Raw genomic sequence first — 13,406 nt, 5'->3', positions numbered from 1 at the left:
GGATTCGATTACTGCCCCGCGCAGCGCGCGCACGGGTTAAAAAGTGTTGAGGTGAATCAGGAAAAGAAGGGTGGCCCCCGCGCATCATAGCGGGCGTAGAACCCGGCACTGCGATGGGTGAAATCACGATGGATCCAGCGTGGCTGGATTTTCGCCGCAAAAGGGACGATCTCGCCGACTGACGGCAGGTGTGTATCCGCCGTCAGACCTGCGAACGGGCACATTGCGCGTGAATCCGTGTCGTCGTGCACAGGATCGCCGGGGTTCAGGTCAACCCATTGTTCGACCGTTCCTTCACCGGTGCAGATCACCAGCAGGACTTTCCCATCACTGCCCATTGCGGGCATCCAGCCCTGCGGGATCATGCCGGTCAGCACAACTACCAGCAACGTAAGGATTGGGAAAATGCGGCCGATCCGGATCATTCCAGATGTGCGATGATCGAACGAAGGGTTGGAATACCGTCACCCTTTTCGGACGACGTCAGCACGATTTCCGGATATGCCGCCGGGTGCTTGGACAATGCGCCGCGTACCTGATCCAATACCTTCTGCCGGTCATTGGCCTTAACCTTGTCCGCCTTGGTCATCACGCATTGAAAAGTAACAGCGCTGGAATCCAGCAGCTTCATGATTTCGGCGTCGACCGCCTTCACCCCATGGCGCGAGTCAATCAGGACAAAGGCCCGGCGCAGAGTCTGGCGGCCGCTTAGATACTGTTTCAACAGCCGCTGCCATTTTTCAACGACCTTCACCGGGGCGTTGGCGTAGCCGTATCCGGGCAGGTCAACCAGATAGAGCTCGGGTCCTTGGGTGAAAAAGTTGATCTCTTGCGTGCGGCCCGGAGTGTTGGACGCGCGTGCCAGACTCTTGGTGCCGGTCAGCGCATTGATCAGGCTGGACTTTCCTACGTTTGAACGTCCGGCAAAGCAGACCTCAAGCCGGTCCGGTGCAGGCAGGCCGTTCATGGCGACCACGCCTTTGACAAACTCGGATTGTCCCGCGAACAATTTTCGACCACGTTCCAGCGCGAACTTGTCCGGGTCTTCGACCAGTGGGAAGGGTAGGGTGCTCATAACGGATGAACCTTATCGCCAACTGAAATTGCGCCGCCTCGGACAACCTCGGCATAAACGCCGAAATCCTGATGGCCCCAGCTTTTCAATGTGCCCAGCGTATCCGCATCGCGCACGCCGGTTTCGGGATTTGCCGTTGTCGCCAAACAGCGGCGGATGCGTTCCTTTATTTGGAACACGGCCTCACCAATCTGTACCTCGCGACCCAGCCAGTCGAATTCTTCCCACAGGGGCAGGCCATCGAACCAGATGTTGCCACGCCAGCGCTGGATCGACAAATCGCTGCCAAGCTTTTGCCCGACGGCGCGGTGCGATGCCATGTTGCACAGACTGATCGAAGGGTAATCGCTATCAGTCATGCCGCGACCCGGCACTCGGATGATCCGGGCTGACGCCGCCCGATCCCCAGGCATCAACGGCCGGACCCAGTCCAAAAAGACCTGCTGTTCCCGGTCCGGATCAAAGGTCAGATCCGGACGATCCGGATGTGTCAGAGTTATCGTGTCGCCGTTCAGCCGGGCCGAGATAGCCATCAGTTGCGGTGCTTTCGCCCCGCGACTGAAATTGGCGCAAGGCACCCATTGAGAACCATCCGCCTTCGACGCCTCATGCGCGACCGCCCAAACGCGATCCCCGGGCATGGTCTGCCCGGGGGTCATTGAAACGGTCTGGAGGGCTTCGCGACCATGACTTTTGATCGGATGCCGCCAGATATGGGTTACCTCAGCATTCATTTGTCGTCCGTTTTGGGCGTCCGCTTGAAGCCGGATTTGATGTTGCCGAACACGTCAGGCTTATAACCCTGACTGCGCATGATCAGGTATTGCTGCGTGAACGTGATCGTGTTGTTCGCGATCCAGTAAACGACCAGCCCGCTTGCAAAGCTGCCCAACATGAACATGAACACCCAGGGCATCCAGGCAAAGATCATCGCCTGAGTCGGGTCAGTTGGTGCCGGGTTCAGCTTTTGCTGCAACCACATCGAGATCCCTAACAGCAAAGGCAGGATACCGATGAAGATCAGTGCCATGAAGGTATCTGGTTGCGGGCCGGCAAAGGGCAGCAAACCAAACAGGTTCATAATCGAAGTCGGATCAGGTGCGCTGAGGTCCTGGAACGGGCCAAACCAGGGGGCCTGACGCAGTTCGATAGTAACGAAGATCACCTTATACAGCGAGAAGAAGATCGGGATCTGCATCAGGATCGGCAAACAGCCCGCGGCGGGGTTTACCTTTTCCTTCTTGTATAACTCCATCATGCCCTGCTGCATCTTTTGGCGATCGTCGCCTGCGGCTTCTTTCATGGCCTCCATTTGCGGCTGAAGCTCTTTCATCTTCGCCATCGAGACATAGGATTTGTACGCCAGCGGGAACAGGATCGCCTTGATGATCAGCGTCAGGCCAATGATCGACCAACCCATGTTGCCGATCAGGGCGTTGATGTTGTGCAGAAGCCAGAAGATCGGTTTTGTCAGGAAATAGAACCAACCCCAGTCGATGCTGTCGACGAACTTCTGTACACCGTCAGCCTGATACTCGCGGATGGTTTCCCATTCTTTGGCACCAGCGAACAGTTGGGTAGTGACTTCTTCAGTTGCTCCGGGCGCAACAGTCAGCGTCGGCAGAACCGTTTCGGTCTGATAGATCTTGCGGCGCGCGTCGTATTTTGCTGCAGCCTTGAAAGCAGATCCCTCTGCAGGGATCAGAGTGGTCATCCAATAGTGATCGGTAAAGCCGACCCAGCCGCCTTCCTTGATCTGGAAAACTTCGGCCTGCGCACGTTCATTCGGGTCAATGTCAAAGTCGCGCACATCGCCATAGTCGATCTCGTCCAGAACGCCGTCAGCCATGACCATAACGCCTTCATGCAGGATGAAGAAGTTCTTCAGATCGGGCAGGTCGCCGTCTTCGCCCATGCCGTGACGGGCCAGGATGCCGTATGGGGCCATGCCGACCTCGGCCTGGGTGTTGTTTTCAACCGACTGGGTGACGGTGAACATATAGTCCTGGTCCACTGCAATGTTGCGACGGAAGGTCAAGCCCTTGCCGTTGTCCCATTTCAGAGTGACCGGAGTATCGACCCCCAGGGTTTCGCCGTCTTCGACGGTCCACAGCGTATTAGGGCCGGGGACATCAGCACCGGCAACGCCTGCGCCCGGTGCCCATCCGTACAAGGCATAGTAAGCCGATTCCGAACCAACGGGCGACAGCAGCTCAACAATGGGTGCGCCTTCTTCGATCGAAACTTTGTAATCTTTCAGGAACAGCTCATCGATACGACCGCCGGACAGGGACAGGCTGCCTTTCAGGCGCGGTGTTTCAATCTCGACCCGAGGTGCTTGGGCATCGGGCTCAATCTCGGTGGCGTCTGCGGTTGCCTCACCAACTGTGTTGGTGCCAGCAGCGCTTGGGGTCTGAACGTCTGTACCATCAGTTGCGCTGATCTCGGCAGATTCCGGTGCGGTCGTCGGCTCGGGCGGTGGAAACAGCACGAACCAAACCAGGATCACGAGAAAGCTGAGCGCGGTTGCGAGGATGAGGTTCTTGTTCTGATCGTCCATCGGGGACAGCCACCTTAAGCAGTGAAAGACACCCGCTGGGTTCAACAGAGTGCGGGCCCAAAGGTCAAGCGGAATCGCCCTGTAATCCATCACCGATTGGGGTTCTGTGGCGTTAATTCGCGCCTAAGGACGTGCCTGACGCCCGATTTTTGGCATTCCGTTGAGTTTGTTTTGATGTGCGGCCATCCAGTCCAACGTCTTTTCAAAGGGCATGGGCTTGCCAATTCCAAACCCCTGCACGTGGTCGCAGCCCAGTTGCGCCATCAAGGCATGCTCGCCTTGTGTTTCGACCCCCTCGGCCAGGGTTTCGACATTCAGTCGCTCCGCCATGGTCAAAATCGCGCTGACCAACTGCTGCTGGCTTGCGTCCCGATCCGCCTTTGCCACGAAGGACCGATCGATTTTAATGCGTGAGACGTCAAAGCGCTTGATCGACGCTATGGAGGCGTGGCCGGTGCCGAAATCATCGAGGTCAATGCAGCAGCCGAGCTTGGACATGCTTATTACGTTGCGGGTGATAACGTCATCGGGCCGCCTGGAAAACACTGTTTCAAGAATCTCGACGGTCAATCTGTCGGGCGTCAAGTCATTTTGATCCAGCTCCCATTTCAGACGGTCGATCAACGCCGGATCGCGCAGCTCTTCTGATGAGAAATTCACGCCAATCCGGGGCACGACGACACCGGCAAGGTTCCACTGGCGCATGGCGGCGAAAGCGTGATGGCGCATCACCTGACCCAAGCGTTCCATCAGATCGGCTTGTTCTGCAAAAGGCAGGAAAACCGGCGGTCCCAGCACGCCTTTCTGTGGGTGTTCCCAACGGGCAAGCGCCTCGAACCCGGTAACGTGGCCGGTGTCGGTGGAAATCTGCGGCTGAAACCATGGGCGGATTTCACCACTATCCAAGGCCGCAATAAACTCGTTGCGCAGGTTGGCACGCACGCGTGCCCGCCGCTGCGTTTCAGATGAAAAGGCGCGGATGGTTGCAGGACCGTTTCTTTGCGCTTCGGCCAAGGCCGCGTTGGCGGCATCGATCCACTCGGCAAAGGTGATTTCGGGCACCGTGGATTGCAGGCAAAACCCGATAGAGCATGACATGTAAACGCTGGTCCCATTCAGCATGATCGGCTCATCAACGGCGGCCTGAATGCGCCCGGACATCTGAATGCAAGCCTCCAGATCCAAATTCTGTGCGGCGCGCAGGCCGATTGCAATCTTGCCCTGGTCCAGACCTGCGGCAATGTCATGTGAGCGGATGACAGAGAGAACGCGGTCGCGGAACTGCTCCGCCATCAGGTTTCCTGCCGCATTGCCGTGCAGATCAAGACACTCAGAAAAGCCGTCCAATTCGACAACCATGCAGGCAGCTTCGTGACCAGTGCGTTGGTTTTCCGCGAACAGCAATTCCATCTCGGCGGCAAACCTGTCGAGAGACATGAGACCGTTATCGTCTTTTTCCCGGTTGCTGGCCTTGTGCGCGGTTGAAACCGCGGCAAACACAAGCGGCAGGGCAAGTGCCACGACAACCAATGCCTGCTCTCCACCAATCCAATACGCGGCCAGACTGATCGCAGGCGCGAAGGCTAAGGCGGGCGGGCCGCTTAGCACCATGGCAAGAGAGTCAAAAATTCTGCAGACTGAGATATGTTTCCACATCGGATCTTCGGGCCTCTACCTTGCGTTTGAAACGCTCAGGTCGACCCTAGGAAACCAATCTGAGTCACTCGTTAACGGAGCTGAGGAATTTCGTCCGAATTTTCGTCATTTTCATTCGGTCTGAGTGCAAGATTTTGAAAATCAAACATTTTTGGGTCCAAAAGATGCGACGGACGCGCATTTGTCAGGGCCCGGAACATCACTTGACGGCGTCCGGGGCTGTTCTTTTCCCACTGATCCAAAATCTGTTTGACCTGCTGACGTTGCAACCCATCCTGACTGCCGCAGAGGTCGCAGGGGATAATCGGATAGTTCATCGAGGTCGCGAATTTCTCGCAATCGGCCTCAGCCACATGGGCGAGGGGGCGGAAGACGAACAAATCGCCTTCTTCGTTCACCAGCTTGGGCGGCATGGTGGCCAAGCGCCCGCCGTGGAACAGGTTCATGAAGAAAGTCTCGAGGATATCGTCGCGGTGATGGCCCAGTACGACGGCCGAACATCCCTCTTCCCGCGCAATGCGGTACAGGTTGCCTCGGCGCAGGCGCGAACACAGGGCGCAAAAGGTGCGGCCCTGCGGAACCTTGTCCATGACGATGGAATAGGTGTCCTGATATTCGATGCGATGCGTAACACCCATGCGTTCCAAAAACTCGGGCAGAACGGTAGCCGGAAATCCGGGTTGACCCTGATCCAGATTGCAAGCCAGCAAATCAACGGGCAGCAGACCACGCCATTTCAGTTCGTACAGAATCGCCAGCAGGGTATAGCTGTCCTTGCCTCCCGAAAGGCAGACCAGCCAGCGGGGTGGTTTTCCGTCCTTGTTATGCGCTGCAGCGTCCACCATCCCGTACTGCTCAATGGCCTCACGGGTCTGGCGCACGATGCGTTTGCGCAGCTTTTTGAACTCGGTGGTCGAGGGCGCGCCGGCAAAGAGCGGGTGGATATCGTCAGCTTCGTCAAACATGCGCAGCCCCTACAGCAGTTGAGGCAACCGGGCAAGTGGCCGGGTCAGCCCAGGCGTGCCAGCAAGGCGTCCGTATCCAGCCTGGACACGGATCCGGGGATGCGGCCGCTGTGGCCTGACAGGCGCGTTGCAATGAAGCCGTCCGCAACTGCCGGGGGCGCGTGGCGCAGCAGTTGAGAGGCCGTTAGCAATTGTGCTGTGTTCTCAGCAAACCAACGGGCCTCGCCTTCCGGGGGAATTCCGGGCCACCGGTCGCGATGTGCCTTGAGAGCGACGTCGTAACCTCGGTCGCTGCCCGCGGCTGAATCCAGTTCAGCCTGCAGAACCTCAGCGGCTAGCGGGTCGCGGGACAACGTTCGCAAAATATCGAGGCAGATCACGTTTCCCGACCCCTCCCAAATGCCGTTCAGAGGGGCTTCGCGATAAAGCATGGGCATGGGCGTGTCTTCGACATAGCCCATGCCGCCCAACACCTCCATCGCCTCGACCACAACGACAGGGCACCGCTTGTTGTTCAGGAACTTGGCCAAGGCGACACTGATGCGGGCAAAAGCCCTATCCTCGGGGGATTGGCTGTCGAACGCTTGCGCGACGTGCATCCCCAAAGTCAGGGCACCTTCCCAATCCAACACGAGATCAGCCAGCACAGCGCGCATCAAGGGCTGATCAATCAACCGGCGCTGAAAGGCGCTGCGATGGGTGACCCAATCATGCGCCTCGATGAGTGCTGCGCGCATCAGGCCTGCCGGGGCCACGGCCGTATCCAGCCGGGTGTGATGGACCATCTCGATAATTGTCCGAACACCCGCGCCTTCGTCGCCTAATTGGTAAGCCAGTGCATCGTGATATTCGATCTCGGACGAGGCATTGGATCTGTTGCCCAGCTTGTCCTTGAGCCGCATCAGGTGAATGGCGTTGCGTTCACCGTCCAGCCAGCGTGGGACGAGAAAACAGGTCAGCCCGCCCGGCGCTTGCGCAAGGGTCAGAAATCCGTCCGACATGGGGGCCGAGCAGAACCACTTGTGCCCGCGCAGACGCCAGTGCTCGCCGTCTCGAGTAGCGATGGTGGTATTGGCGCGCACGTCCGAACCGCCCTGTTTTTCGGTCATTGCCATGCCCAATGTGGCGCTGGCCTTTTGTTCGATCGGTTTCGTCGCCGGATCATAGCTGCGCGCCATGAGCTTGGGTCGCCACACGGAGGCGATCTGTTCATTTGCGGCAAGCGCCGGGATGGCCGCGTAGGTCATGGTCAAAGGGCAGCAATGGCCGGGCTCGACCTGGCTGGCCAGATACATCATCGCGGCGTGGGTCGTGTGGCCGCCCGACTGACCGTCCCAGGCCAAGGCGGCATAGCCGGCAGATTGGCTGATCTGCATCATATCATGATAGGCGGGATGAAATCGTACCTCGTCCAGGCGCCTACCGCCCTGATCGAACAATCGAAGTTCGGGGAGGTGCCGATTGGCCTCACGCCCCAGCTCACGGGTTTTCACCCGACCCAAGGTATCCCCATATGCCGCCAGAGGCGCTTCGCGACCGCCCGTGAAATGCACGGCGTTTCGCAGGACGGGATCTGAAGACCAGAGGTTAGAATCCCCGCGCACAGGCGGCTGATTCAATACGTCATGTGTCGGCAGGGAATGGCGGGCGTCGGATGTCATCTGAACCTCGGGCAGTACGGGTTCAAGTGTTCAGCGCATGTCCGAATGGGTCAAGGCTGACGGAGGGTCATAAAGATCAGCTGTCGTCTTTCTTGTGGTTGGGTACGGGGTCATACCCATCACCGCCCCAGGGATGGCATCGGCCAATCCGCCGTGCCGCCAGCCAGCTTCCCTTGATGGCCCCATGCTTTTCCAGTGCTTCCAGCGCATAGGCCGAGCAGGTGGGCTGGTATCGGCAATTGAAGCCAACCCAAGGGCTGAATACAAGCCGATAGGCCCTGACGGGCATAGCCAGGATATGAGAGAAGAGAGTCATTTCCGCGAGTTGTGCACTTTGCGAAGCGCATAGCGCAGATCGTCCAGAAGTGCCTCATAGGGTCGCGCGGCTGTGGTTTCGGCCCGACCAATCAGGACGTAATCCCACCCGTCATTGCCATTGACGGGCAGAACAGCCCGGGCGGCCTCGCGCAACCTGCGTTTGGCGCGGTTGCGTGCTACGGCATTGCCAACCTTTTTGGAACAGGTAAAGCCAACCCGAATTCCTGCTGCTTCATCTGGGGTACGTTTGCGAGCCTGCACCATCATCGAGGATGTGCCCTGCCTGCGGGCACGCGCTGCCTTAAGGAAATCAGATCGTTTCCTGAGAACGGTCAAAGATTCAGGCGCGCAAACGGACGCCGCCGGGGGCGTTTCCCCGGGCTGGTTCTTACCATCCACGAGGGCCTCCGGCGGCGTCATGTTCAAAACCTGATCGGTGAGCGGTCTACGCGCTCAGCGACTTGCGACCGCGTGCGCGGCGCGAGTTCAGGATTTTGCGGCCGGCCTTAGTGGCCATGCGCGCGCGGAAACCGTGGCGGCGTTTGCGAACCAGGTTCGAAGGCTGATAGGTGCGTTTCATCGCTCCGTCTCCAATCTATGCGGTCGGGTGCAGCGCGGATTCGCCTGCCCGTGGTGTTCGAAGCCCGTCCTCTACTGGGTAGTGGGTGGTAAGTCAAACCCTTAGGTGGGGGTTTTCGCGGCTTTTGCAACAATTCTGTAATCGGGTCGGGCAAAAGGTTTCAAAACAGCGGGATTATCGCCCCAAACCCTCACATTCCCTACCAAAAACATCAAGGCAGCGTGAGCCCCCTGTTGCGTAGGGCGCAAGCAGCGCATGTTGGGGTCAGAATGAAACGTAACAAACCGGACAGCCTTATGAGCGAAACGACTCAGGCACCGCGCAACGGGTTGGCGCGGCATATTCCATTGCTGGTGATTCTCGCCGTCGCTGCGGTGGGATTCTTCACACTGGGCGACTACCTGACTTTTGAGACCCTGCGCGACAATCGTGAGGCGCTATTGGCCTGGCGCGACGCCAACTACTGGGCGATGGCGGCAGCTTTCGTTGGCATTTACATTGTCATCGTCGCGTTTTCGCTGCCAGGTGCCGCAGTGGCGTCAATGACCGGCGGGTTTCTTTTTGGCTTGTTCGCCGGAACCGTATTCAACGTGTTTGCGGCAACCATCGGAGCCTCTGCAATCTTTCTGGCGGCGCGCTGGGGGTTGGGCGAATCCTTGACCAAACGGCTTGAATCCTCGGAAGGGACGATCAAGAAACTGAAAGACGGGCTGCGGGAGAATGAGATCTCGGTGCTGTTTCTATTGCGTCTTGTTCCCGTTGTGCCGTTTTTTGTGGCCAACCTGGTGCCTGCGCTGGTTGGCGTGAGGTTCCGCAACTTCCTGATCACCACCGCGCTGGGCATTATCCCGGGCGGAATCGTCTACACATGGATCGGCGTCGGGCTGGGTGGTGTGTTCGATCGGGGCGAAACACCTGATGTATCGCTGTTATGGGAACCATTTGTGATTGGCCCGATCATCGGCTTGTGTGTGCTGGCCACGCTGCCAATTGTCATCAAATCCCTGCGTGGCCGAAAGGGCGGCTGAAATCATGCAAGAATTGAAAACCGATATCCTGGTGATTGGCGCCGGGTCTGGGGGGCTGTCAGTCGCTGCGGGCGCCAGCCAGATGGGGGCCGATGTGATCTTGCTGGAAGGTCACAAGATGGGTGGAGATTGCCTCAACTTCGGCTGTGTCCCTTCCAAGGCTCTGATTGCCAGCGGCAAGGCAGCTTACGGCCAGGCACATTCTGCCGCGCTGGGCGTGGCTGACGTGGTACCGCAGGTCGACTACGCCGCCGCCAAGGACCACGTTCACGATGTGATCGCTCAGATCGAGCCGATGGACAGCCAGGAACGGTTTGAAGGTTTTGGCGTGAATGTGATCCGGGAATTCGGCAGCTTCGTGTCTCCGACACAAGTGCAGGCGGGCGACAATCTGATCACCGCACGGCGCGTGGTGATCGCGACGGGCTCGTCACCGTTGGTACCGCCGATTCCGGGATTGGATCAGGTGCCATTCTATACCAATGAGACGATCTTTGACCTGCGCGACAGGCCCGAACATCTTTTGATTATTGGTGGCGGACCGATCGGGATGGAGATGGCGCAAGCGCATGTCCGGCTGGGCTGTAAGGTCACGATTGTCGAAGGCCTGAAGGCGCTAGGCAAGGATGACCCCGAGGCCGCCGCGGTCGTTTTGGACAGCTTGCGCGCCGAAGGGGTGGTTGTCCATGAAGAGGCCATGGTCGCCCAGATTCGCGACAACAAAGGGGCCATAGAAATTGTGACCGAGACGGGTGAGATCTATTCGGGGTCTCATCTGTTGCTGGCGGTTGGGCGTAAGGCCAACACAGACCGTTTGAACCTAAAGGCTGCCGGGATTGAACCAACCCGCAACGGGATCAAAGTCGATGACGCGCTGCGCACGACGAATCGCAGAGTTTACGCCATTGGCGACGTCGCTGGTGGTCTGCAATTCACTCATGTCGCTGGATATCACGCAGGGATCATCATCCGTTCTGCGTTGTTTGGCCTGCCCTCGAAGGCAAAAACCGCACATATCCCTTGGGCGACGTACACCGACCCGGAATTGGCGCAGGTGGGCCTGACCGAGGCTCAGGCCCGCGAACACCATGGCGACAAGATCGAAATCGCGCGCTTTGACTATCACCATAACGACCGCGCAATTTCTGAGCGGAAAACCAAGGGGTTCATTAAGGTCATGGTCGTAAAGGGTCGGCCTGTGGGGGCCACAATCGTAGGGCATCAGGCCGGAGAGCTGATCAACTTGTGGTCGCTTGCGTTGGCCAATAACCTGAAGATGGGGCAGATCGCTGCGATGGTTTCGCCCTATCCGACGATTGGAGAGCTTAACAAACGGGTGGCGGGTGCCTATTTCTCGCCAAGGCTGTTTGAGAATCAGATGGTTAAACAAGTGGTCAGGTTCGTCCAACGCTGGATGCCCTAGCCAAGAAGGGAGAGCAGATTGAATTCGCTGTCGGGCCGATTTCTGATCCTGACGACGGTCTTCGTGATGTTGGCCGAGATTTTGATCTTTGTTCCTTCAATCGCGCGCTTTCGCGAAGACTTTCTGCTGAACCGACTTGAGCGCGCGCAGATCGCGTCCTTGGCGCTGCTGGCTGACGATATGCTGGCCGAAGACCTTGAGGCCGAACTGCTGGCCAACGCCGGTGTCTATAACGTCGTGTTGCGTCGCGATGAGGTGCGCCAGCTTATGCTGTCTTCGCCAATCCCGGAACAGATCACCAAGACCTACGATCTGCGCGACGCAGGGCCTTGGGTGTTGATCCGCGACGCGCTGGCGCGACTGTTCACCACAGAGAACGAAGTCATCCGCGTTATTGGCGAGCCGGTCAAAGGGGCAGGTCTGCTGATTGAAGTCACCATAGACAGCATGCCACTGCGAATGGCGATGACCGATTATGGCCTGCGCATTCTGGGGCTGTCTTTCGTAATTTCCATTATCACCGCGTTCTTTTTGTTCTTGGCCGTGCGCGTTGTTCTGGTGAAACCGATCAAGAGTGTTGTTGGTTATATGCAGCGCTATGCAGGGGCACCCGAAGACGCGAGGGGAATCATCTCTCCCAACTCCAAAGTGACAGAACTGCGCGAGGCTGAAGAAGCGTTGCAGCAGCTGCAGACCGAACTGACTCAGGCCCTGAAGCAACGTGAACGCCTGGCGCAACTGGGCGGCGCGGTGGCCAAGGTGAGCCACGATCTTCGGAACATACTGACTTCGGCACAACTGTTTACCGACCGGATCGAAACCAGCGATGATCCTCTGGTAAGGCGTATGGCGCCCAAGCTGGTGAATTCGATCACGCGGGCGGTGTCACTGTGCGAAAGCACGCTGGCCTTCGGGCGCGCGGAAGAGCCCGCGCCAACCCTGACAATGGTACCCTTGCACGATATCGCGGCCGACGTCGTGGCCAGCGAACAGCTGGCTGTTGCGGATGCCTGCGTCGAGATCGTGAACGATGTGCCCAAAGACCTTGTGGCCCGGGCAGACCCTGAGCAGATATTCCGTGTCATGATGAACCTTGTGCGCAATGCGCGGCAGGCCCTGGTGGCATCCGGGACGCCGGGAAACATCACGATCGCCGGCTGCGAGTATAAAGACGATTGGTGTGTTGAGATCAGGGATAACGGACCTGGATTGCCGCCCAAAGCACGCGAGAACCTGTTTACGCCATTTCAGGGCGGGGTGCGTAAGGGAGGCTCTGGGCTGGGGCTTGCCATCTCGCAGGAACTGGTGCGTGGGCACGGCGGGGACCTGATATTGGCCCATAGCGGGCCCGAGGGGACGACCTTTGAAATCAGGCTTCCGCGGGGCGATGGGACTTTTTGAAAACTTTTTGAAGAATCGACTTGCGTGTCCCGAACACCGGGTCTAAATACCGCCTCACCAACGCGGACCGATAGCTCAGCTGGATAGAGTACTTGACTACGAATCAAGGGGTCGGGGGTTCGAATCCTCCTCGGTCCGCCACTGGTTTACTGTTGAACGTCACACGAACCTGACCCAACCGTCATAGTTGGACCAGAAAAGCAGTGAACGTTCGACATCAGAAGACGACCCCAACCTTGGACATCACTTGAATTTGACCTTTGCGTCATCAACTAACACGCCGCCCCCATTTCATACTCCCGCAGACAATTTGGTCTGATCTGACCCCCTCTTGGGAAATCAGAGCTGATTTGTAGGTCAGACAGCGAAGCTGCCTGTTCCTGCTAATCTGCCACGTGGCGAACGCGGGAGGGGGCGAGGCAACGCTATTCGACAGGGGTGGTGCGGCCCGCAGGCACAGCCGAGGACACAACCCTGTCTAAAAGGGTTGCCCGAGGGGGAGGGCAGCGCTCTCACCCTGACGGCCAGAGGCGTTTGGCTTGTCCAAATCCCGCTGACCTAGGAAAGGAAAGCGGCGGGGAGGATGACCCGCCACAATTGGCGATTGTTAAATTCTGTCAAACCGCAAAAGTGACAGCGGCCCATACCGGTCACTCGACACGGTACCGATATTCTGCATTTGCAGCCCGCATTCCGGTCATTCGCCGCGCCCGCAAAATCTGTGGTTGGACGAATTCAC

At 58.1% G+C, this 13,406-nt stretch carries 13 protein-coding genes and 1 tRNA gene; 4 read left to right on the top strand and 10 right to left on the bottom strand.

The annotated features are described in order from the left end of the window. Nucleotides 1-56: 56 nt before the first annotated feature. The 10 genes from AC2FI8_RS18515 to rpmH form a co-directional block, all read right to left on the bottom strand. Nucleotides 57-425 carry a DUF2946 domain-containing protein gene (locus AC2FI8_RS18515; protein ID WP_496780521.1) on the bottom strand — a complete coding sequence of 123 codons (369 nt, stop codon included), beginning with the start codon at nucleotides 423-425 and terminating at the stop codon, nucleotides 57-59. Next, nucleotides 422-1,075, bottom strand: a complete 654-nt coding sequence (gene yihA / locus AC2FI8_RS18510) for a ribosome biogenesis GTP-binding protein YihA/YsxC (protein ID WP_496780520.1) — start codon at nucleotides 1,073-1,075, stop codon at nucleotides 422-424. Before yihA ends, AC2FI8_RS18515 begins: the two co-directional genes overlap by 4 nt. Continuing rightward, entirely contained in the window at nucleotides 1,072-1,809 is a 738-nt protein-coding gene (locus AC2FI8_RS18505; RefSeq protein ID WP_496780519.1) for an MOSC domain-containing protein, read from the bottom strand. Before AC2FI8_RS18505 ends, yihA begins: the two co-directional genes overlap by 4 nt. Then, nucleotides 1,806-3,635 (bottom strand): membrane protein insertase YidC, encoded by a 1,830-nt coding sequence (gene yidC / locus AC2FI8_RS18500; RefSeq protein ID WP_496780518.1) that lies wholly within the window; start codon nucleotides 3,633-3,635, stop codon nucleotides 1,806-1,808. The genes AC2FI8_RS18505 and yidC overlap by 4 nt, the downstream gene beginning before the upstream one ends. A 123-nt stretch (nucleotides 3,636-3,758) precedes the next feature. Beyond that, nucleotides 3,759-5,291, bottom strand: coding sequence for a putative bifunctional diguanylate cyclase/phosphodiesterase (locus tag AC2FI8_RS18495; protein ID WP_496780517.1), 1,533 nt, complete (start codon nucleotides 5,289-5,291; stop codon nucleotides 3,759-3,761). Nucleotides 5,292-5,362: 71 nt separating this feature from the next. Beyond that, nucleotides 5,363-6,256 carry a tRNA 2-thiocytidine(32) synthetase TtcA gene (ttcA, locus tag AC2FI8_RS18490; RefSeq protein ID WP_496780516.1) on the bottom strand — a complete coding sequence of 298 codons (894 nt, stop codon included), beginning with the start codon at nucleotides 6,254-6,256 and terminating at the stop codon, nucleotides 5,363-5,365. A gap of 44 nt (nucleotides 6,257-6,300) precedes the next feature. Then, nucleotides 6,301-7,917, bottom strand: a complete 1,617-nt coding sequence (locus AC2FI8_RS18485) for an acyl-CoA dehydrogenase family protein (protein ID WP_496780515.1) — start codon at nucleotides 7,915-7,917, stop codon at nucleotides 6,301-6,303. 76 nt (nucleotides 7,918-7,993) lie between these two features. Next, nucleotides 7,994-8,233 carry a membrane protein insertion efficiency factor YidD gene (yidD, locus tag AC2FI8_RS18480; RefSeq protein ID WP_496780514.1) on the bottom strand — a complete coding sequence of 80 codons (240 nt, stop codon included), beginning with the start codon at nucleotides 8,231-8,233 and terminating at the stop codon, nucleotides 7,994-7,996. Continuing rightward, complete coding sequence (rnpA, locus tag AC2FI8_RS18475) at nucleotides 8,230-8,655, bottom strand: ribonuclease P protein component (RefSeq protein ID WP_496770126.1); 426 nt, start codon at nucleotides 8,653-8,655, stop codon at nucleotides 8,230-8,232. The genes yidD and rnpA overlap by 4 nt, the downstream gene beginning before the upstream one ends. A gap of 25 nt (nucleotides 8,656-8,680) precedes the next feature. Continuing rightward, nucleotides 8,681-8,815, bottom strand: a complete 135-nt coding sequence (rpmH, locus tag AC2FI8_RS18470) for a 50S ribosomal protein L34 (RefSeq protein ID WP_005632162.1) — start codon at nucleotides 8,813-8,815, stop codon at nucleotides 8,681-8,683. A 296-nt stretch (nucleotides 8,816-9,111) separates the two neighbouring features. Here rpmH and AC2FI8_RS18465 point away from each other — a divergent pair, with 296 nt between their 5' ends. From AC2FI8_RS18465 to AC2FI8_RS18450, 4 genes are all read left to right on the top strand, one after another. Continuing rightward, entirely contained in the window at nucleotides 9,112-9,843 is a 732-nt protein-coding gene (locus AC2FI8_RS18465; RefSeq protein WP_496770124.1) for a TVP38/TMEM64 family protein, read from the top strand. Nucleotides 9,844-9,847: 4 nt separating this feature from the next. Further along, nucleotides 9,848-11,266: a dihydrolipoyl dehydrogenase family protein gene (locus AC2FI8_RS18460; RefSeq protein ID WP_496780513.1), complete on the top strand. Its 1,419-nt coding sequence runs from the start codon at nucleotides 9,848-9,850 to the stop codon at nucleotides 11,264-11,266. 18 nt (nucleotides 11,267-11,284) lie between these two features. Then, a complete protein-coding gene (locus AC2FI8_RS18455; protein ID WP_496780512.1) occupies nucleotides 11,285-12,667 on the top strand; it encodes an ATP-binding protein in 1,383 nt (460 codons plus the stop codon). Nucleotides 12,668-12,731: 64 nt separating this feature from the next. After that, nucleotides 12,732-12,808, top strand: a tRNA-Arg gene (locus tag AC2FI8_RS18450). Nucleotides 12,809-13,406: the final 598 nt, after the last annotated feature.

The organism is Ruegeria sp. CDSB029, from assembly GCF_059611125.1.
This window is presented reverse-complemented; position numbering and strand designations above follow the sequence as displayed.

Excerpts from the sequence above, each read along its gene's own strand:
- AC2FI8_RS18495 (WP_496780517.1), bottom strand. The coding sequence starts at position 5,291 with ATGTGGAAACATATCTCAGTCTGCAGAATTTTTGACTCTCTTGCCATG.
- AC2FI8_RS18460 (WP_496780513.1), top strand. The coding sequence starts at position 9,848 with ATGCAAGAATTGAAAACCGATATCCTGGTGATTGGCGCCGGGTCTGGG.
- yidC (WP_496780518.1), bottom strand. The coding sequence starts at position 3,635 with ATGGACGATCAGAACAAGAACCTCATCCTCGCAACCGCGCTCAGCTTT.
- AC2FI8_RS18515 (WP_496780521.1), bottom strand. The coding sequence starts at position 425 with ATGATCCGGATCGGCCGCATTTTCCCAATCCTTACGTTGCTGGTAGTT.
- AC2FI8_RS18465 (WP_496770124.1), top strand. The coding sequence starts at position 9,112 with ATGAGCGAAACGACTCAGGCACCGCGCAACGGGTTGGCGCGGCATATT.
- yidD (WP_496780514.1), bottom strand. The coding sequence starts at position 8,233 with ATGACTCTCTTCTCTCATATCCTGGCTATGCCCGTCAGGGCCTATCGG.
- ttcA (WP_496780516.1), bottom strand. The coding sequence starts at position 6,256 with ATGTTTGACGAAGCTGACGATATCCACCCGCTCTTTGCCGGCGCGCCC.
- rnpA (WP_496770126.1), bottom strand. The coding sequence starts at position 8,655 with ATGACGCCGCCGGAGGCCCTCGTGGATGGTAAGAACCAGCCCGGGGAA.
- yihA (WP_496780520.1), bottom strand. The coding sequence starts at position 1,075 with ATGAGCACCCTACCCTTCCCACTGGTCGAAGACCCGGACAAGTTCGCG.
- AC2FI8_RS18505 (WP_496780519.1), bottom strand. The coding sequence starts at position 1,809 with ATGAATGCTGAGGTAACCCATATCTGGCGGCATCCGATCAAAAGTCAT.
- rpmH (WP_005632162.1), bottom strand. The coding sequence starts at position 8,815 with ATGAAACGCACCTATCAGCCTTCGAACCTGGTTCGCAAACGCCGCCAC.
- AC2FI8_RS18485 (WP_496780515.1), bottom strand. The coding sequence starts at position 7,917 with ATGACATCCGACGCCCGCCATTCCCTGCCGACACATGACGTATTGAAT.